19 protein-coding genes are annotated in these 18,881 nt (G+C 39.5%); 10 read left to right on the top strand and 9 right to left on the bottom strand.

Features of this window, described 5'->3' with window-relative positions:
• Window positions 1-50: 50 nt before the first annotated feature.
• The 5 genes from OQZ33_RS08760 to OQZ33_RS08780 form a co-directional block, all read right to left on the bottom strand.
• A complete protein-coding gene (locus tag OQZ33_RS08760; RefSeq protein WP_265798663.1) occupies window positions 51-1,958 on the bottom strand; it encodes a DUF294 nucleotidyltransferase-like domain-containing protein in 1,908 nt (635 codons plus the stop codon).
• 3 nt (window positions 1,959-1,961) lie between these two features.
• Window positions 1,962-2,633 (bottom strand): 3'-5' exonuclease, encoded by a 672-nt coding sequence (locus OQZ33_RS08765; protein ID WP_265798664.1) that lies wholly within the window; start codon window positions 2,631-2,633, stop codon window positions 1,962-1,964.
• A gap of 195 nt (window positions 2,634-2,828) precedes the next feature.
• Window positions 2,829-3,560, bottom strand: coding sequence for an MIP/aquaporin family protein (locus tag OQZ33_RS08770; RefSeq protein WP_265798665.1), 732 nt, complete (start codon window positions 3,558-3,560; stop codon window positions 2,829-2,831).
• A 38-nt stretch (window positions 3,561-3,598) separates the two neighbouring features.
• On the bottom strand, window positions 3,599-5,089 hold the full coding sequence (gene glpK, locus OQZ33_RS08775) for a glycerol kinase GlpK (RefSeq protein WP_265798666.1): 1,491 nt from the start codon (window positions 5,087-5,089) through the stop codon (window positions 3,599-3,601).
• A gap of 22 nt (window positions 5,090-5,111) precedes the next feature.
• Window positions 5,112-6,704 carry a glycerol-3-phosphate dehydrogenase/oxidase gene (locus OQZ33_RS08780; protein WP_265798667.1) on the bottom strand — a complete coding sequence of 531 codons (1,593 nt, stop codon included), beginning with the start codon at window positions 6,702-6,704 and terminating at the stop codon, window positions 5,112-5,114.
• 158 nt (window positions 6,705-6,862) lie between these two features.
• On the opposite strand from OQZ33_RS08780, the gene OQZ33_RS08785 reads away from it, so the two are divergent.
• The 6 genes from OQZ33_RS08785 to OQZ33_RS08810 all read left to right on the top strand — a co-directional run bounded on the left by OQZ33_RS08785 (window position 6,863) and on the right by OQZ33_RS08810 (window position 12,322).
• A complete protein-coding gene (locus tag OQZ33_RS08785) occupies window positions 6,863-7,627 on the top strand; it encodes a DeoR/GlpR family DNA-binding transcription regulator (RefSeq protein WP_265798668.1) in 765 nt (254 codons plus the stop codon).
• A 39-nt stretch (window positions 7,628-7,666) separates the two neighbouring features.
• Window positions 7,667-8,059 carry a response regulator transcription factor gene (locus OQZ33_RS08790; protein ID WP_056848848.1) on the top strand — a complete coding sequence of 131 codons (393 nt, stop codon included), beginning with the start codon at window positions 7,667-7,669 and terminating at the stop codon, window positions 8,057-8,059.
• Between the two features lie 174 nt (window positions 8,060-8,233).
• Window positions 8,234-8,659 carry a helix-turn-helix domain-containing protein gene (locus OQZ33_RS08795; protein ID WP_265798669.1) on the top strand — a complete coding sequence of 142 codons (426 nt, stop codon included), beginning with the start codon at window positions 8,234-8,236 and terminating at the stop codon, window positions 8,657-8,659.
• A gap of 272 nt (window positions 8,660-8,931) precedes the next feature.
• The gene (locus OQZ33_RS08800) at window positions 8,932-10,050 is read left to right on the top strand and encodes a Gfo/Idh/MocA family protein (RefSeq protein ID WP_265798670.1); all 1,119 of its coding nucleotides are present in this window, start codon (window positions 8,932-8,934) and stop codon (window positions 10,048-10,050) included.
• 418 nt (window positions 10,051-10,468) lie between these two features.
• Window positions 10,469-11,224 (top strand): SDR family oxidoreductase, encoded by a 756-nt coding sequence (locus tag OQZ33_RS08805; RefSeq protein ID WP_265798672.1) that lies wholly within the window; start codon window positions 10,469-10,471, stop codon window positions 11,222-11,224.
• Between the two features lie 30 nt (window positions 11,225-11,254).
• Window positions 11,255-12,322 (top strand): zinc-dependent alcohol dehydrogenase, encoded by a 1,068-nt coding sequence (locus OQZ33_RS08810; protein ID WP_265798673.1) that lies wholly within the window; start codon window positions 11,255-11,257, stop codon window positions 12,320-12,322.
• Window positions 12,323-12,374: 52 nt separating this feature from the next.
• On the opposite strand, the gene OQZ33_RS08815 is transcribed toward OQZ33_RS08810, so the two are convergent.
• Together OQZ33_RS08815 and OQZ33_RS08820 are read right to left on the bottom strand one after the other, a co-directional pair.
• Entirely contained in the window at window positions 12,375-14,003 is a 1,629-nt protein-coding gene (locus OQZ33_RS08815) for a hypothetical protein (RefSeq protein WP_265798674.1), read from the bottom strand.
• Window positions 13,958-14,554: a hypothetical protein gene (locus OQZ33_RS08820; protein WP_265798675.1), complete on the bottom strand. Its 597-nt coding sequence runs from the start codon at window positions 14,552-14,554 to the stop codon at window positions 13,958-13,960. The genes OQZ33_RS08815 and OQZ33_RS08820 overlap by 46 nt, the downstream gene beginning before the upstream one ends.
• A 262-nt stretch (window positions 14,555-14,816) precedes the next feature.
• On the opposite strand from OQZ33_RS08820, the gene OQZ33_RS08825 reads away from it, so the two are divergent.
• The 4 genes from OQZ33_RS08825 (at window position 14,817) to OQZ33_RS08840 (ending at window position 17,089) form a co-directional block, all read left to right on the top strand.
• Window positions 14,817-15,560 carry a DUF92 domain-containing protein gene (locus tag OQZ33_RS08825; protein ID WP_265798676.1) on the top strand — a complete coding sequence of 248 codons (744 nt, stop codon included), beginning with the start codon at window positions 14,817-14,819 and terminating at the stop codon, window positions 15,558-15,560.
• A 266-nt stretch (window positions 15,561-15,826) separates the two neighbouring features.
• Window positions 15,827-16,081: a SemiSWEET family sugar transporter gene (locus tag OQZ33_RS08830; RefSeq protein ID WP_265798677.1), complete on the top strand. Its 255-nt coding sequence runs from the start codon at window positions 15,827-15,829 to the stop codon at window positions 16,079-16,081.
• Window positions 16,082-16,130: 49 nt separating this feature from the next.
• Window positions 16,131-16,793 (top strand): LLM class flavin-dependent oxidoreductase, encoded by a 663-nt coding sequence (locus OQZ33_RS08835; protein ID WP_265798678.1) that lies wholly within the window; start codon window positions 16,131-16,133, stop codon window positions 16,791-16,793.
• A 128-nt stretch (window positions 16,794-16,921) separates the two neighbouring features.
• A complete protein-coding gene (locus tag OQZ33_RS08840) occupies window positions 16,922-17,089 on the top strand; it encodes a hypothetical protein (RefSeq protein ID WP_265798679.1) in 168 nt (55 codons plus the stop codon).
• A gap of 119 nt (window positions 17,090-17,208) precedes the next feature.
• Here OQZ33_RS08840 and OQZ33_RS08845 read toward each other — a convergent pair whose 3' ends face one another.
• On the bottom strand, window positions 17,209-17,691 hold the full coding sequence (locus tag OQZ33_RS08845) for a hypothetical protein (RefSeq protein WP_265798680.1): 483 nt from the start codon (window positions 17,689-17,691) through the stop codon (window positions 17,209-17,211).
• Between the two features lie 5 nt (window positions 17,692-17,696).
• Window positions 17,697-18,839 (bottom strand): zinc-dependent alcohol dehydrogenase, encoded by a 1,143-nt coding sequence (locus tag OQZ33_RS08850; RefSeq protein ID WP_265798681.1) that lies wholly within the window; start codon window positions 18,837-18,839, stop codon window positions 17,697-17,699.
• Window positions 18,840-18,881: the final 42 nt, after the last annotated feature.

The raw sequence follows: 18,881 nt of genomic DNA on the forward strand, positions 1-18,881 counted from the left end.
AGGCGTTAATGATATTAAAAAAAGGGGACCAGTTTGGTTCCCTTTTTTATTTAAATGAGGCTGTTGGTAAACTTCATTTTTATTCCGCTTTGAAAATTTAAGATGGTCTTAAATATTTCGATTAAAGTAACTTTTTCAATTTTTGTTAAATTATTAATTTCAATGAGGTTGTTTGGCGACCTATTTTCTTTGATGATTTGGTTCGCCTGGTTTTTTAGCCGCAAACCCATCAAGTAATAATAAGACTGTGTCAACTCATTGAATTGGCTTTGGCTAAAAATGCCTAAGTCTTTCAAAGCCCTCAGGCGTTCACCTGTGTTTTCCTTTTGGAAAATTCTATTCTGAAGCGCATAAACCCTTACCAAATCCACAATCGGTGTCATAGCTGTTTTAATATCGAATACCTCTCTGCTCTCTATCTTTTGTGTTTTTATATTTCTGAAATAGGTTAAAGGAGGTTCGTAAAGCAGCGCATTCTTGGCCAGGTAAACATAAAATTTTTCAATGGGTTTCTTCAACTCGTCGTCAACAAAATGACGTAGATCATCCATAATTTCAGCGTTGCCATATATTGCCCGGCAATCGAAAAAAGCCGCGAACTTAACCGCTGCTTCCGGTAATGCTTCTTCTATCCAGTTTTTATAATTGTATTTCCAGTGTGATAAGGAATGCGTCCAATTGGGATTTGTAGCCATGTAATCGCCATCGCAATACACAAAACCTACATAATTTAATTTATCGGAGACCTGAGTGGCAAAATCGAGGAAATAGCTCCTAACCATTGCCCTTTGATCTTCAGGAGTGTCTTCATAAATAATAGCATTATCCTGATCTGTTTTTAATGAAAGCTCCTTTCTACCCTCACTTCCAAGCACCATAAATACAAATTTGGCAGGGGGTGGACCAAGTTTACGAATCACATCTTCTATAATTTTATTCGAAATCGTGTCGGCAATGGTGGTAACCACTTCATTCACAATCTCGGCATGCACCCCACGGTCGAGTAGTTGTGCTACAATGGAAGGTACTTTTTGCCATTTTGCTTTCAACTCTTCATTGCTTGTGGCGCTCTTTACCGATTGAATAAATACTAAAGGGGATTTTGTTTGCTCACTCAACAGCCTGTTTCTACTCAAAAAACCGATGAATTTAACCTCGTCTTCTATCAGTAGATACCGCGACTTACTGCTAAACATGAGTAATATAGCTTCGTAAACATAGGCGTTGGTGGAGATGCTGATGATTTTATCATCCATAACATTGCTGATAGGTAGCTTCGGATCTATTAAACCAGCAATTACCCGATCCCGTAGTGTAATATCTGTTACGAAACCTACATATTGCTCCTGCTCATCCCTTACAAAGAGACAGCTCGTTTTATTCTCCGCCATTTTAATTGCAGCTTCGAAAATTGGGGTGTTTTTATTACAATAGATGATTTGCCTGTAGCCAATGCTTCTTATTTTCGAAGAATAAAGCTGATCAACAACTAAATAATTATCTTCAAGTGATCCATTGGTCTTGTAAAAATGAGCGTATTCATCATCAAGCATTCTCTTGCCAAAATCATTTGCAAAAAAATCGAAGAACTCCTCATATTCTGCACAAATCGCTTTGAAAATTTTTCTTGGTAATAGAAGAGCCTTTGTACCCACCTGTGCCACAACTGTTTTAATAGGCTTCCTTTTATTGAACAAGATCGAAATTCCCCCACAAGTAGTTCCTGGTCCATATATTTCTACCTTGCGTTTTGCTTGCTGACTATCTAAGAAAAAAGTTTCAAAACTTCCTTCTACGATGATATGGACCCCTTTAACCTTATGATTTCCCACATCGAATAGCCTGGTGTTTTCATGGAAGTCGACTTCCTCTACCAGAATGGCTAATTCTTCTAAAACTTGATCGGGCAGCACACTGTAGGGAAGGGTAGCGGCCAGAAAATCAATTTTTTCGTTCATGAATTATAACGGGAATAGGCGATTTATAAAATTACGGGATTTTTCAGTTTTTTGTTCGTTTGCTTTTAACAAATTATCAGATTGTTTTCTTATCGCATCATGATCAACCATTCCGGTTTTCAGAAGATGAAAAAATATTTTTGAAGTATTTAATGTATCTGCCAGTGCGTTATGGTAATCTTCAGGTGCCTCATCAAACAGCTCTTCGTAAAACTCATTCAATTTAAGCAGTTCTACAGAAGGGTTTCTAACATAAGGCCTGCTTGCACTCATGGTACAAAAGAAATCGATACCATTGAAGATATCATTTAATCCCAGGCGGGAAAACTCCACATTGATCATATGGAAATCGAACTCGATAAAGTGACCAATTACCAAGGGTTTATATTGGTCAATATCTTTTTTAAATTCCATCATTACTTTTAATCCTGAAGCGCCATTAGCTTCTAAAAAATCATGAGTAATGTGATGGATTTTCTGCGAAGCTACATCTAAAGCAATGTCGGGATTTTTAATGTAATGGTTTTTCCTCTGAATTTCGATATAATGTTCATCGTAAATGATCCAGGCGATTTGGATGATATGAGGCCAGTTGTTCTCCTGAGTATAGGAAGCTTTCCAGTTTTTCGGCAGGCCTGAAGTTTCGGTATCAACAATGAGAAAATAATTTTGCACAGGCTTATACTTGATTAGTTCGATACCAAATATAGGAATTTATCCTAAGCCTAAATCCTGTCTTGAAGCCACGTTGTAGGCAGAAACTAATAAATTCGGTGAATCTAATTTCTATAAAAGGAGATTTAGTTGAACTGTTGTTGCCTCAACTTATTAAGAAAAAATCATCACCGCTTTTACAGTGAAGATTCTATTTTATAAGTTTAGAGATAAATAAAGCAAAGCAGCTAAAGTTGCTCCAATGATTGGACCGGCAATTGGAACCCAGCTGTAGGCCCAGTCGCTTGTGCCTTTTCCTTTCATAGGAATGAGCGCATGAACGATCCGGGGACCTAAATCTCTAATGGGGTTAATTGCATAACCCGTTGTACCTCCGAGTGCAAGGCCAATTACCCAAACTAAAAATGCAACTGGAATTGCACCTAACGAACCTAAGCCAATGGGTGTTTTATCACTGCCCATCTCGGCATTTGTAAAGTAGAAAATCACGAAAATGAGAACAAATGTTCCTATAATTTCTGAGAATAGGTTTGATTTTAGATTCCTTATTGCCGGTGCCGTTGCAAATGGGGCAGCTTTTAATCCCTTATCTTCAGTAGCATCAAAATGATCTTTATACATTACCCAAACTAAAAAAGAGCCAACAATAGCGCCACAAAGCTGGGCCAAAATATAATATGGAACTTTAACCCAATTAAATTTTTGGGCAATGGCTAAGGCAATAGTTACCGCTGGATTTAAATGTGCCCCGCTGAAGGGTGCCGCGATAACCACCCCTACAAATACAGCCAATGCCCAGGCTGTGGTAATTACAATCCAGCCGCTGTTATTTCCTTTTGTGCCGTTGAGCACAACATTTGCCACTACGCCATTTCCAAGTAGAATCAGCAACGCTGTGCCAATAAACTCTGCAACAAATTCTGTCATGATGAATATTTGGTTAAATATTTTTGATACAATTAAAATTAGTCAACGGCATTTGCTTTCGCTGCTTTTATTGCTCTGTTCCATCCCTTAATTCGAGCCGCGTTGTCAACCCCATCTTCGGCAACAAAAGTTTTATCTACTTTCCACTGAGATCGAATCTGATCTACACTATCCCAAAAACCTGTAGCTAAACCAGCTAAATAAGCTGCACCTAATGCGGTAACCTCTGTAACCTGAGGCCTTATCACTTTACAATTTAGTAAATCGGCCTGAAACTGCATCAATAAATTATTCGCTGTGGCGCCACCATCTACACGAAGTTCGGCGATATTTACATCTGCATCAGCCTCCATTGCCTTTAGTACATCCATCGTTTGATAAGCAATACTTTCTAAGGCTGCTCTTGCGATATGCGATTTATTGGTGCCTCGGGTGAGACCTGTTATTGTTCCTCTGGCATGTTGATCCCAATGTGGCGCCCCTAAACCCGCAAATGCAGGCACTACGTAAACCCCATCGGTATCTTTTACTTTTTGGGCAAGCGTCTCTACATCGGCAGATTTGGAAATTAGGCCCATTTCATCTCTGAGCCACTGTACCACTGCACCGCCAATAAAAATACTGCCTTCTAATGCATAATGCACCTCATCATTGATCTTCCAGGCGATGGTAGTTAACAGATTATTTGAAGAGAGTTTGGCCTCGGTACCAATGTTCATGAGCATGAAACATCCTGTGCCATAAGTGTTTTTTACCATCCCGATTTCGGTACACATTTGCCCAAATAATGCCGACTGCTGGTCGCCGGCAATACCTGCGATGGGTATTTTAGCGGCAAGAATTCTTCCGGCCGTTTCACCATAAACTTCGCTCGATGATTTTACTTCTGGCAACATGCCTTTGGGAATACCGAATAAGTCAAGCAGTTCATCATCCCATGCCAGGGTATGGATATTGTAAATCATCGTTCTGGAAGCATTGGTGACATCAGTTACATGTTTTTCTCCTGCTGTCAGCTTCCATATAAGCCAGGAATCAATTGTACCGAACGCTAATTTTCCCGCTTCAGCTTTTTCTTTAGCCCCCTTAACGTTCTCTAAAATCCATTTTGCTTTGGTGGCTGAAAAGTACGAGTCGATAATTAAGCCTGTCTTTTCTTGTATTTTTTCGGACAAGCCTTGTGCTTTAATTTCATCACAATAAGTGGAAGTTCTTCTATCTTGCCAAACAATAGCATTATATATGGGCTGGCCGGTTTCCCGATCCCAAACGACAGTTGTTTCTCTCTGGTTGGTAATTCCGATTGAATCGATATCGGTTGCCGATAATCCGGCTTTTACGATTACCTCAGCTGCTACCGATAGCTGAGTCGACCAGATTTCCAATGGATCATGTTCTACCCATCCAGCCTGGGGATATATTTGTGTAAATTCGCGTTGGGCTATGGCAACAATTTCGCCATTATGATTAAAAATGATGGCTCTTGAACTTGTGGTTCCTTGATCAAGAGACATGATAAACTTGCTCATAATTATATTTGGTTAGGTTTTATTAGGTTAAGGCTTTCTCAATTTGCGTTGAGTCAATGTGGTAAATATAGCCGTCGGCTAATTTATTAAAATTATCTACTTGATCGTTTTCCCAACTAATTTGTTGCTTAAGTTCTTTAGCTAGGAGTGAGGCTACTTTTGGTGCCATCTCTTTAGCCGCGTTCGCATCAATAAACAGTATTCGTAATCTTCTACTTAGAATATCCTCAACGGTTTCTGCCATTTCATTTCTGGCCGACCAAACTACTTCTGCAAGTAGGTACGGAAAATTTGGGTGAAGTTTGTGATTTAATTCTGGATCTTGTTGCGCTAAATTTTCGATATTCTGACGATCGGTACCATAAATATCCAAATGATGATCTCCAGCTATTTCAGTACTGCCATGAATTTTTAACTCTTTGGTAATGCATGGTTTTGCGTTTAAGCCAGCATGAGTAATGGCTAAATCGACCGTTTCTTCTGCCATGCGGCGGTAAGTGGTCCACTTGCCGCCGGTAATAGTAATTAATCCTTTGGCAGATACCATTAATTTATGATCACGACTGATCTCTTTTGTGCTATTTCCATCCCCATTTGTTGGTGCAGCTAGAGGCCGTAAGCCAGAGAAAACACTTAAAATGTCTTTTTCCAAAGGTTTTCTTTTGAAATAAGTGGCTGCTGTAGCCATTATAAAATCTACTTCTTCTTTTAATGCCCTTGGTTCCAAACTGTGCTCATCTAAGGGTGTGTCGGTTGTGCCAACCAATAAATGTTGGTGCCATGGAACAGCGAAGAGAACCCTGCCATCTGATGTTTTTGGTATCATTAACGCTGATTCGCTATTTAAAAAGCTTTTATCAAATACCACGTGAACACCTTGACTGGGGCGCACCAATTTTTTAGATTGAGGATTATTCATTTGCAAGATATCATCAACAAACACTCCTGTAGCATTTATAATTACTTTCGCATACTGTTTCGATGTTTCGCCAGTAAGTGCATCCTTAATTTCGATACCGTTCACTTCATTGTTGGCATTTTTTAATAAGGCAGTAACTTTCGTATAGTTACATAATGTAGCGCCATTTTCAATGGCTGTTTGTGCAATGTTAATGGCTAGGCGGGCATCATCAAATTTGCCATCATAGTATCTGATGCTGCCTTTTAAACCTTTTTCTTTAATACCTGGCATCAAAGCTAAAGTTTGACTTTTACTAAAGAATTTTGATTTTCCAAAACTGAAATTTCCAGCAAGCCAGTCGTAAAGGGTCAAACCTATTAAATATTTCGCTACAGAAAACCAATCGTAACAAGGAATTAAAAATTCCTCTTTGTTAACCAAATGATTGGCGTTTTTTTGTAAATAACCTCGTTCGCGTAAGGCATGTTTCACCAATCCAATATCACCCTGAGCCAGATACCTCACGCCGCCATGTACAAGTTTGGTACTGCGGCTAGATGTGCCTTTAGCATAGTCTGATTGTTCAACCAATAAAGTTTTTAACCCTCTGGTAGTCGCATCTAATGCTGTGCCTAATCCAGTTGCACCACCACCAATAATGATGATATCCCAAGTATAATTATTTGGTAAAAGATGATGATGAAGTCTTTTCATTTATTTTTAAAAAATAATAAAACGAAACAATACGCAATTATAAGTAATCATTATCGAAATAATATAATATCCGTGTTAAAAAAATATTAATTATCTGACCGAATCAGATATGAGAAATTTATTTGCTAATTTGCAGCATAAATAAATGATTAGATTTTATGATGAATTTAGCTGAAAGGCACCAATTTATTTTGAATCGCCTGCAGAGAGACCAATATATTAATGTGGTGGATTTATGTAAGGAATTGAAAGTATCATCTGTAACAATTAGAAAGGATTTAAAACTCCTTGAGGATAAAACACTACTTTTTAGAACCCATGGGGGGGCGACAATAAATAATCCATATACAGTAGATCGGCCAGTAAACGAAAAAGAGAAAATACAGTCGACGGAAAAGAATAAAATTGGGTTAGCGGCTGTTTCACTATTAAATGAGAACGATTCTATTGTAATCGCCTCTGGCACTACGGTATTCTACTTCGCCAAAAATATTCCTTCAGGTACAAACTTAACGGTTGTTACTTCTGCACTAAACGTAGCTTTAGAATTAATGAGAGAACCTAGTATTGAGGTGATTCAGCTGGGCGGTTTGCTAAGGAAAAGTTCATCATCTGTTATGGGATCTTACGCTGAGCAGGTTTTAGGCGATTTTTATTTTAACAAGTTATTTTTAGGGGTAGATGGCATTGATTTAGATTTCGGTTTAACCACTACGAATGCTATGGAAGCGCACCTCAATCGCAAAATGATTAGCGCATCGCAAAAAACAATAGTATTAGCAGATTCAACTAAATTTGGGAAAAGAGGTTTTGGAAAGATTTGTGGCTTAGACGAAATTGATCATATTATCACTGATAAGGGAATTTCTGAGCAAATTGTAAAACATTTAGAAAGTTTAGGTGTTACTGTTACTATTGTATAGTTTATACTTACGAACGAACCAAAACGATATAATTTGAATATGGAAACTAAACGAATACACATTTTAGAAGACGATCAAGAAATAAGAAATGTAATTGAAATCTTATTAAAGGAAGAAGGTTTTGAATTACAATTATCATCAACATTTGCCGAATTAAAAAAGAATATCCAGGATGCCATGCCTGATCTTTTTCTGTTAGATGTGATGCTACCAGATGGAAATGGTGCAGAAATTTGCGAAGATTTAAAAACTGATATTTTTACGAAACACATTCCGATAATTGTAATGTCTGCACAAAACAATAGCGAACAAAAAGCTATTGCTGCTTTTGCAAATGATTACATCAGTAAACCATTTGATATTGATGACGTTTTAGAGCGTATTAATAAACAATTGAAAATTAGTTCGGAGAAAAGCGCTAGTAAAGCATAATTATTAGGGCATTTGAAACATAAAGAGAGGCATTGCCTCTTTTTTTATGCGCTAATTTTCAACTTTTGTAAGTTTATTTTTTTGAGTTACCCAAAATTTGATTAATTTGCTTGCTCTAAATCGTCCTGATTGTTAATCTAGTTTAAGTATTTTTTAAAATTTAAATTAACAGCAATGAGTGTCGACGTTGGTCAGGTTCTTGAGCGTGTAGTACGCAGAGATAGTATGGGAATTAGTGAGCTTTCCCGAAAGTTAAACGTAAGTAGAAGAACCATTTACAATTGGTTCGATCAAAAAAGTCTAAATCCAGAAATTCTATTGAAGGTTGGCCATGTAATAGGTCACGATTTTTCTAAAGAGTTACCCGAAGCTTTTTCGAATAGCAGTCATCGACCTCACAATCCTTACCATCATCCAAATCAAAATAATCCCACCAATGGCGATAGTAAGTCTGTTTACTTCTGGATGGATAAGTACATTAAGCTATTGGAAAAATACAATGAACTTCTTGGTCAGCTGTCGGATGAGAAAAAGGGTACAGAAACTAGTCAGGATCGCTTAATTTCACGTGATTTTAAGTCGTCTACTATTCTTTCCTAGCTAACAATCATTAGTATTGAAGGGAACAATTTATCTTTTTCATTGTCGTGGAAACTAGAAAATCGAAAACCCTCGCGAAATTCATAAGGTTTTAATTGTAACATCCAATTGATTTAACCTATTTATTGTCTGCAGAGGAAATTCATCGCAAAACTAAACGTAAAAAATTTTTGTTAGGTTTTAGAGTGTTAATCAGCTCTTTGCCAAAAGGTATTGATCATTAAGATATTTCATTACTTAGTATAGGAACAGTTTCTAGACCCTCAATGAATATGAATACAAGAAGAGATTTTTTACAAAAAATGGGGACGTCTGCACTGATGCTGCAATTGAGTTCATTATCAACATTTGCGAACTATTCCGAAAAGAAAGATCAGCCTTATCAAGGGAAAGTGCTCAGAGTTGCTATTATGGGTTTAGGCGGGTACGGAACCCGTGTTGCGGAAGCAATGAAAGCCTGTACTAAGGCAAAACTTGTGGGGGTGATTAGTGGTACGCCATCCAAAATTAACGATTGGCAACTGAAGTACAATATTCCAACGCAGAATTGCTACAACTATGAGAATTTCGACGAGGTAAAAAACAATCCTGATATAGATGCGATTTATGTCATAACGCCGAATGCACTTCATCACGATCAAGTTATCCGTGTGGCCAAAGCTGGAAAACACGCCATTTGCGAAAAACCAATGGCCATGAATGCCAAACAGGCGCAAGAAATGGTTGCTGCTTGCAAAAAAGCAAATGTGAAATTACTTGTGGGTTATAGAATGCACTTTGAACCGCGGACGCTGGAAGTGATTCGAATGAGGAAAGCTGGCGAATTTGGAAAAGTTATGTTTTTTCAGGGGCAATGCGGCTTTAAAGCGGGCGACCCAAACCAGTGGCGATTAAATAAAGCACTGGCTGGTGGCGGAGCAGTGATGGACATTGGAATTTATGCGCTTAATGGCGCAAGATATATGGTAGGGGAAGAGCCTGTTTGGGTAACGGCACAGGAAACCAAAACCGATCCGGTGAAATTTAAGGAAGGCGTAGATGAAACCATACAATTCCAATTAGGTTTCCCTAGCGGCGCTATAGCTTCATGCTTGTCTAGTTATAATATCAACCACCTGGATAGATTTTTTTTGAGTGGCGATAAAGGCTTTGCAGAGATGCAGCCATCAACAGGTTACGGTCCGATAAAAGGGCGAACACATCAAGGTGAACTCAACCAACCCATTACGACCCATCAAACAGAACAAATGGATCAAATGGCAGCCATTATTTTCGAAAATAAACAGCCTGTTGTCTCTGTCGATGGTGAGGAGGGTTTGAAAGATCTTAAAATTATTGAGGCGATTTATCAAGCTGCGAAGACCGGAGAAAAAGTCAAACTCCCTGGCTAATGTTTTGGTAATAAAATCCAAGCTTCTTATTTAAAGTTGATAACATTTATTGCTTTACAGCATAGTACTTAGCTTATCATACGTTTCGAATTCTTTAATTTTTCAATTAGGGATTTTTCTTCTATTCATCATTATAATTTTTCTGCCTGGTTGGTACTTCTTGCGCTATTCCATTAGTGCAGCGTATCGATATTTCTTCCACAATCTGCTTCGGCACAATGAATGAGCTAAAATCAAGTATTTATGACCCTTGATAACGGGTATTTACCGTTCAACAAAAAAATAATCTGGCTGGTTATAAAATTATAATCATCGTTCCATCTATATGGAAGATCAGAATTAAACAAATCGGTTTGAATTTGCTCGACGTGTCAATATGGATGTAAGCGGTAACAGGTTTAACTTGAAATAATATACTATGGAAGATTTCAATTCTCATTTTAGCAGTGCCTTTTTAGGCAAGAAAATATTGATAACTGGCGGCAGCACCGGAATCGGAAGAGCGTCTGCAATTTTGTTGAGTTCTTTGGGAGCGAAATGTTTAATCTGCGGCAGGAATGATGAACCTTTGCGGGAAACACTAGCAGCCATCAAAAGTAAAAAGTTACCCGATGCAATTGCGGTCGAAGCAGATTTGTCATCAGGAGAAGGCATACGGAAAGTTTTAGATGCTGTGGATTCTGAACTTGGCGGACTGGATATTCTTATCAACAATGCTGCACTCGGTTATGGAAGTATCACGGATGGTGGTTACGAGGATTGGCAATATATTTTAAATACGAATTTGCTAGCCTACATGGCCTGTAGCCAGGAGGCAATAAACCGTTTTAAATCCGCCGGAGCAGGACAAATTATCAATATTGGATCCATGAGTGCCGATGTGCGGGAAGAGAAAAGCAGTGTTTATGTCGCAACAAAAGCTGGGATTCAAGGCTTTTCTGAGGCATTAAGAAAAGAAATTAATCCATTGGGGATTAGACTTTTACTTATCGAACCAGGAGCTGTTGATACTGATATGCAGCCGGCTAGCAAAGAAGAGAAATTGGAACAGATAGAAAAACATGAAATGCTTCCTGCAGATGACATTGCTTGGGCTATCGCATTTTGTATTGCCCAACCACCTGCTTCGGATGTTGTGAACCTAAAAATCCGCCCACATTTGCAGCTTATTTAATGTTTTTTATATAACGTTTAATGATATCGAATGAGCATTAAAATGAAAGCAGCCTTAAAAGAGGCGGACGGAACGTTCAAGATTGAACAAGTAGACAGGGTTAAAATTCCAGCCGACGACTGGGTTTTGGCCCGCATTAAAGTTTCGGGTATCTGTGGAACAGATTTACGGCACTGGAAAAAACATGAGCCAGATCTCGAATGTAAAATTATGGGACATGAAATGTCTGCAGTTGTTGTGGAAACCGGACCGGCAGTTCGAAATGTGAAGCCGGGCGATAGGGTGGTGGTAGAAACCTTGCTAGGTGATGGCACCTGCGACTGGTGCCGGGTTCAGCAATATAACCTTTGTCCAAATTTGTATAAGGTAAGGATGGATACCATATCCAGATCTTTTGCTGAATACGTTGTTGGCCCCTCTACCAAATTCCATATTCTTCCCGATAACGTGAGCGATGAAGAAGCTGCTTTGTTGGATACATTTTCCGTTAGCCTGCACGCACAAAAGCTTAGCGGACTGAGAATAAATAATAAAGTTGCGATAATAGGTGCGGGGCCAATAGGGTTGGCCCAACTTCAACTGGCCAAATTATCGGGTGCTGAAGTAATTGTATTCGATATTGTTCAAAGCTCTTTGACTCTGGCTAAATCTTTAGGAGCAGATAGGGTAGTGAATCTCGAAACGGAAGACCCGCAAGTTTGCATGAAACTTTTCAACAATGGAAGAGGAGCAGATTTGACTTTTGAGTGCGCCGGAGGCGAATCGATGACCACCACGCTTCCTTTAGCGGTATCAATCACTCGAATTGGCGGGAAAGTAATTATTGTGGGGGGCTTTGAAAATGGAAATACTGCCATGGAATTGAATTGGCAGGATTTACAAAAATCGGAGATCAGTTTGATCCCAAGCGCCAGTTATGGCTTTTGGGATATTTATCCAGAAATGTCGATTTGTGTGGAACTGCTTGCCAAAGGAAAAATCAATGCAAAGAAAATGATCACTCATACTTATCCATTAGATCAAATAAACGAGGCATTTGAAACTGCTCAGAATAAAAAAGAAGCGGGAGCAGTGTTCGTAGCCTTAATGATTTCATAGTTTAACTAAAATCTTAATTTAATACGTTAAAAATATCCTGGTGAAGGCATTTTCACCAGGATATTTTTATTTTCTCATTGCCGGAAACGCTGAATTCGATAGCTTGTTTATCTACTTTCATCGGTTCAACTGCGTTGGAATCATTCCCGATATAGACAGTAAAGTTGTACGTATCTTTTGGTTCCTGAGGTAGAAGAACTATCCGGCAAGATAATCGCTGGTCGCCTTGGGTAGCAAAACTAACGGACTTCCCACGTTTTCGAAAACCGCTTATCGAATAATCGCAGAATATCATAAAGGATTCATCTTTTACTTTGTGGTATTGTTTTTCTATAACGCCAAAAGCAACACCAGCACCATACACCTCCTGACCAACTTCGCCAGATTGTTCCCAGCCATCATGAAGATCTTCAAGCGCAATCCATAAAGAGGGGTCGATTTCGCCGGTTTTGGATTTTTCGACTATCGCATCGGTTTTAAGCATTGTAGGATAATAATATACCACGCGGCCAATGATGTGTTTCACAAACTCCGCAATTAGAAGCCTGATGGAAGGAAGCACTTCCAGATCCTGAATTTGAACAAGATAATCGCACAAAGCAGAATAAACCTCCTGCTCTTCATAGGCTGCTGTATATGGTGCATCTTTTAATGGAAATATGCCAAAAAAGGTAGGGAAGTTTTTGGCGTGCCCGTAATTGCATTCCCATAGTTGCATATTATCAAACAATGCTGCAATGCAAACGTAACTCAGTTCGAGATATGTTTTGTCACCCGTTTCCTTGTAAAGCCTAATCATTGCTCCTGCAGAAAATGCAGTATTGTTCGCCTGGTAAAATACTTCGAAGCTAAGGTTTTTAAGCTTTTCAGCTGCCTGCCTTGCTTCTTCAAAATATTTTTTGTCACCCGTCATTTTCCATAACCTGAGCATCAAATCTGCATAGGTTCCTGGTAAGTCTTTTTCGCCGCCTTCACCTTCAGCAGTTTCGGCTTTAATAACTTCTAATGTATCCATCTGATAAAAAACAGGCCACTCATACTTAAAATGTTGTGCCACCTTAATTGCGTAATCAATGGAATCCATGAGAAGGGTTTTTGCAGTCTTATTATTACGATCGCTCAACCTCGCCAAATTCATTAGTGGATGATGTAAGTACCAGGAATCCATTACACGAGGCTTCTTTTGTTCCTCTGAGTGGTCGAGGTTGCTCTCCAGAGCCGGCAACCAACGCACGATAGTTTTCATTTTTGGTTCATAAAAAGCTGGCAAACCTGCTATCAGTTCATCAACTAATTTATGGTCGACCTCACCTTTCCATTCCAGATATTCGAGCATTGGCACTAACACGGCTAACTGAACCATTACCTCTGGTGGCGATTTGTAGTCAGCTACGTAGGCGTTCAGATAGGAGTGGCCGCCCGCAAATGTCCAGCAACCCTTATGATAAACCAGATCCTGGAGGCCCTTGTCGGCGGTATCCAGCCATTTATAATAAGTGGTTTCAGGCCGGGGAAGCTGCAGATAAACATCAGCAAGCTTATCAAGGTATTGAACAGCTATGTCAGCAGGTGTTGTGGGAACTTCCTTTGAAAATACAACGAAGCTATCGTTCAGGATATAGGATTTGTTCTTTTTCAGACTGGCATTTGAAGCGGGTAAGGGAATCCGATTTCCGGCCATTCACCACCAACTGTTTCACCTGCGCTAGATTGTGTACCCTCGCAATAATCATTTAAAGCCGTTAGGTTTTGAAAGTAAAATACTGAACCAGACTCCCCAGCGTTGAAGTACATGATGCCTGAACGTGTACCTCGTTGCTGAGTATGTATTGTACCTTTCTGCTTGATTTTCCTCTTTCTATCAAAACTTAGGATATCTTTTGGCCAATAAGGAATTAAAAGCGGGATCTTAGGCGTAGCATTTAAAGAATATCTCAGCTGGCCATTTTCAGGATTCCAGGAGATGTCTACCTGATAACCTAGTGAGTCAGTCTCCAATTTAACGCTGGCTTTATTTGCTTTGAGATCCATGTTTTCCAAGGTTAAAACACCTGATGGAGAAAATGCCGTTCTAAATCCTATGCTCGAGTCATCTTGCCATCGTTTCACCAGCCATAAAGTATCACTGGTTAAATAAAGAGACAAATCCATTTCTTCAGAAAGCGCTGCAATTGGTTTTAAATTTTTCAGTTCTGATTGAGCATTAGCCGCCCATGCTGATATTGGTTCCATATATAAATTCTTACCTATTTAAAACGATTGAGCCGATAACCATGTTTAGCGTATAAATACCTGATTTGGATGGTTAATACCTGGTTCGAAGGTCTCAATACCACAATACATCAATCAAAGCTACATAGTCAAAAAGGCTTAAATACCTGGTGATTCATTGACGAGAAAACAAGAGTTTCAATAGAAAGCCTGCAACCCATTTAATGTTTTATAGAAGGCGTGTTTTTGGTGTCAGCGCAATGAAAAAATTCTAAATTTGGAAATGACTAATAGTACAATCAGTTTGTTAAATCTGGAGTATAGTAATATACTTTTGCCTATCATCATTATTGCAGGCATGATTTACAGTATTGTGGCTAAAAAACTCACTGTTCCAGCATCCTTTACCGGAGGCTTAATGGCCTGTATAATATCTATGGCTTCGGGATTTGTTGGTGTGATGATGATGACTGCCTTTTTTATTATTGGCTCAGTTGCTACTTCGTGGAAAAGAGATCAAAAGCGGAATTTTTCGGATCTGGATGAAAACAAAAATGGGAGAACAGCCGCTCAGGTTTTTGCTAATGCTGGTGTTTCTACTATCGCTGGTGTTATAGTCATTGTTTATCCTCAATCTGCTGCCCTTATGTTGCCTGCAATGGCCGCGGCTTTTGCATCTGCTACTGCAGATACGCTTTCCTCAGAACTTGGAGTAATCTACGGCAAGCGATTTTATAATGTAATCACGCTGAAATCGGATCAACGTGGGAGAGATGGTGTGATCAGTTTAGAAGGTACTTTGATTGGTGTAATGGGAAGTCTGGTGATTGCGTTGGTATATGCAATTGGTTTTGGATTTGATATTAACTTCTTGTGGATTACTTCGGCGGGTACAGCAGGGAATTTATCAGATTCAATACTCGGAGCATTGTTGGAACGCAAAGGGTTAATAGGAAATAATGTAGTCAATTTTTGTAGTACGCTAGCTGCAGCAATGATCGCTTTAATGTTGCTCGCTTTTCCGTGAAAATTTAAAGTTCAATCTAAATATCATCCTTCTAAGCTTCGACATACCTCTTTTCTTAAAAGAAGAAGCCAATGAGTTTATAGCAACCGATCAATTCCTGCCCAATCGATTTGTGAAAAATACTTCCAGAGAGAGAATTTACTTGATTTACATTTTAGCAGAACAGAGCCAATAAAGAGCTTGTTGTTTAAGTATCTAAGGTTTTGAGGTGAAGGCACCCAAAATCTTTTGGAAAACAAAATCCTGATAAAATGTAACTAGGAAATATGGAAGGAATCGACATTCTTGGAATAGTGGCGGGTATATGTACATCGTCGTCTATTCTTCCCCAGATTATTAAAACCTTGAAAAAGAAAAAGGCAGAAGAGGTATCTATATTCATGTTTATTGTTTTGATGACCGGAAATGCGCTTTGGATTTATTACGGATTCGTGAAGTCAGATATCGCGATCATTTCCACGAACTTCTTTGCGCTGGCATTGAACATTGTGATGATTGTGCTCAAATTTCGTTATCGCTAAGTTGTGCTAGATGAATTCTGAATTATAAACCCTACTAAAATCTCTCAAAATGACAATAGCTTATCATGCTTCACACGAACAATTTGCCCCTAGCGTTTTACTCGAACTTAGCAAATTAGCGCAAGCTTGTGGGTTTAATGCTATCTCCTCATCAGATCATTTTCATCCCTGGAGTGAGCGGCAGGGTGAAAGCGGCTTCTCATTTGCCTGGCTTGGCGCAGCACTTCAATCTACAACTTTACCCTACAGCGTAGTTTGTGCTCCTGGCCAACGTTATCATCCAGCCATAGTGGCTCAGGCCATTGCCACGCTCAATGAAATGTTTCCCGGACGGCTATCGGTTGCCCTGGGAAGTGGCGAAGCTTTGAATGAAAGTATCACTGGTGATAAATGGCCCGAGAAATCTTTAAGGAATGCCAGACTTTTGGAATGCTATCAAGTAATTTCAAAGCTTTTAGATGGGGAAGAGGTTAACCATAGAGGTCTGGTTAATGTAGAGAAGGCAAGACTATACACGTTGCCAAAAGAAAAACCACTGTTATTTTGTGCGGCAGTTAGCCTGGAAACTGCAAGGTGGGCTGGCGAATGGGCAGACGGCTTATTAACGACGCATAAACCGCATCATGAACTCGAAAAAGTAGTGCAGGCGTTTAGAAGCAATGGTGGCGCAGGGAAACCCATTCATTTAAAAGTTCAGGTATCTTATTCATGATCGAAGGAGGAAGCAGAAGCTGGCGCTTATGACCAGTGGCGCAGCAATATTTTTCAGGGAAGTGTATTGGGTGAATTGCCAACAGTGTCACACTTTGATGCTGCGCACAATTAGTAAAGCCTGCTGATATGGAAAAACACGTGAGAATTTCCTCCAGCCTAAATCAGCATACAAAGTGGATTGAACAAGACCTAAGTTTAGGAATCGATCGTGTGATCTTACACAATGTAAATCGAAATCAAAAGGAATTTATCAAAGATTTTGGTGTCGAAGTACTTCCTAATCTTCGTTTTTAAATAGAAACATTCTCGCTATTCGTTTATGAAAAGGCATTCGATATGATTTCTTTTTGTTAAGTGAGCTTACTGAGAAGTAAGCTCACACATAAATTAATGATGATATCAAAATTAAAGCCTTATTTTTTTTTCCTGCAAAGCAGATATAAAGCGATGCCAACTGCTACTGTGGTCAACGCTTTTTTGGCGAAAGGGCCAGCATTGTATTTCATTTCCGATTTCATGCCTCTCTCCGCAAAAATATTAGGAATTGTTCCTTTTTTTAAATCATCAACAATCCCTTCCCAAGCGTTCACGCGGTCGGCTAGAATAAGCGGAATCCAATGTCGGTAACGGTCTTCACTATGTTTAAATGCATATCTTCTAATCATTCCACTTAAACCTGATGGAGGAATCGACTCCCCAAATACCATACTAAACGCTGGCCTTTCGTTCGATTTAAGTAATTCAATGTTCACCGGTTGTGGCTCTGACCGCTCATAAACACTACGCTTATGGTCGTCTCCCGTATAGTTTTTCATTGGATAAGTGGGTTCGTTTTCAGGGTCTATATCTATTCCCCAACCCGGAATGCTTTTGTAATCTATCGAATTTGTTTTCATCTTATTTAATTTTTTGTTGAAGGAATTAATACCGTTTTGATACACTCGTCAAGTTTCTTCGAGAAAATGTTATAGGCATCTGCAATTTCTTCCAGTGGAACACGATGGGTAATTAAATCTTTCGGACTAAGCCTGCCGGATTGCACATGATCAATTAATTTAGGAAGAAGTCTTTTTACTGAAGCTTGATTGGCACGTAACGTTATTCCCTTGTTCAATACATTTCCAATAGGTACGTAATTAAACGGTGGACCATAAACACCCACCACTGACACAATACCGCCTTTTTTCACGGAATTAATGGCCCATTGTAGTGCTGTGGCAGCACCCGCCTGCATCAGCGTAATTTTTCCAGTGAAGGTTTGCAATGCGTTCCCTTCTGCCTCGCAACCCACGCAATCGATACACACATCGGCACCAAACCAATCTGTTGTTTTCTTGAGGAACAAAACCGGATCAGCCATAGATTTGAAGTTATACGCTTCACACTTCGCATAATTTTTTGCAAACTCTAAGCGATAGTCCACGTGGTCGATGATGATGACCCGTGCAGCACCAAAAAACCAGGCACATCTTGCAGCCATAATTCCAATAGGTCCGGCACCAAAAACTACTACGGTATCGCCTTCTTTAATACCACCCATTTCTGCCGCCTGATAACCAGTGGGCACCACATCGGTAAGTAACACCGCGTCATCCGGATCCATATCTGGAGGAATCACTGTTGGTCCCACGTTAGCATAAGGCACTCGTACATATTCAGCCTGTCCGCCGTTATATCCTCCCGCCGTATGGGAATATCCAAAAATGCCACCCACTGCAGTTGCCATGGTATTTGATTCATGGCAATTTCCATATAGGCCTTGTTTGCAGAAATTACACTTTCCACATGCAATATTAAATGGAACCAGAACCTGATCGCCTACTTTAACATTGGTAACTAGTGGCCCAACTTCTTCGATAATTCCGATAAACTCGTGACCGAAGGTTGATCCAACCCTCGTATCGGGCACCATACCATGATAAAGATGAAGATCAGAACCGCATATACAAGTTCTGGTCACCCTCACGATGGCATCCTCGGGATGAAGAATTTCTGGCATTGGACGTTGCTCGGCCCGGACCCTGAATGGTCCTCTATAATTCATTGCTAGCATTTCAAAAAAAATTAATGGTTTAAGGATTTAGTT

Origin of the sequence: Pedobacter sp. MC2016-05 (assembly GCF_026239735.1) — a bacterium.
Taxonomy (GTDB): Bacteria; Bacteroidota; Bacteroidia; order Sphingobacteriales; family Sphingobacteriaceae; genus Pedobacter.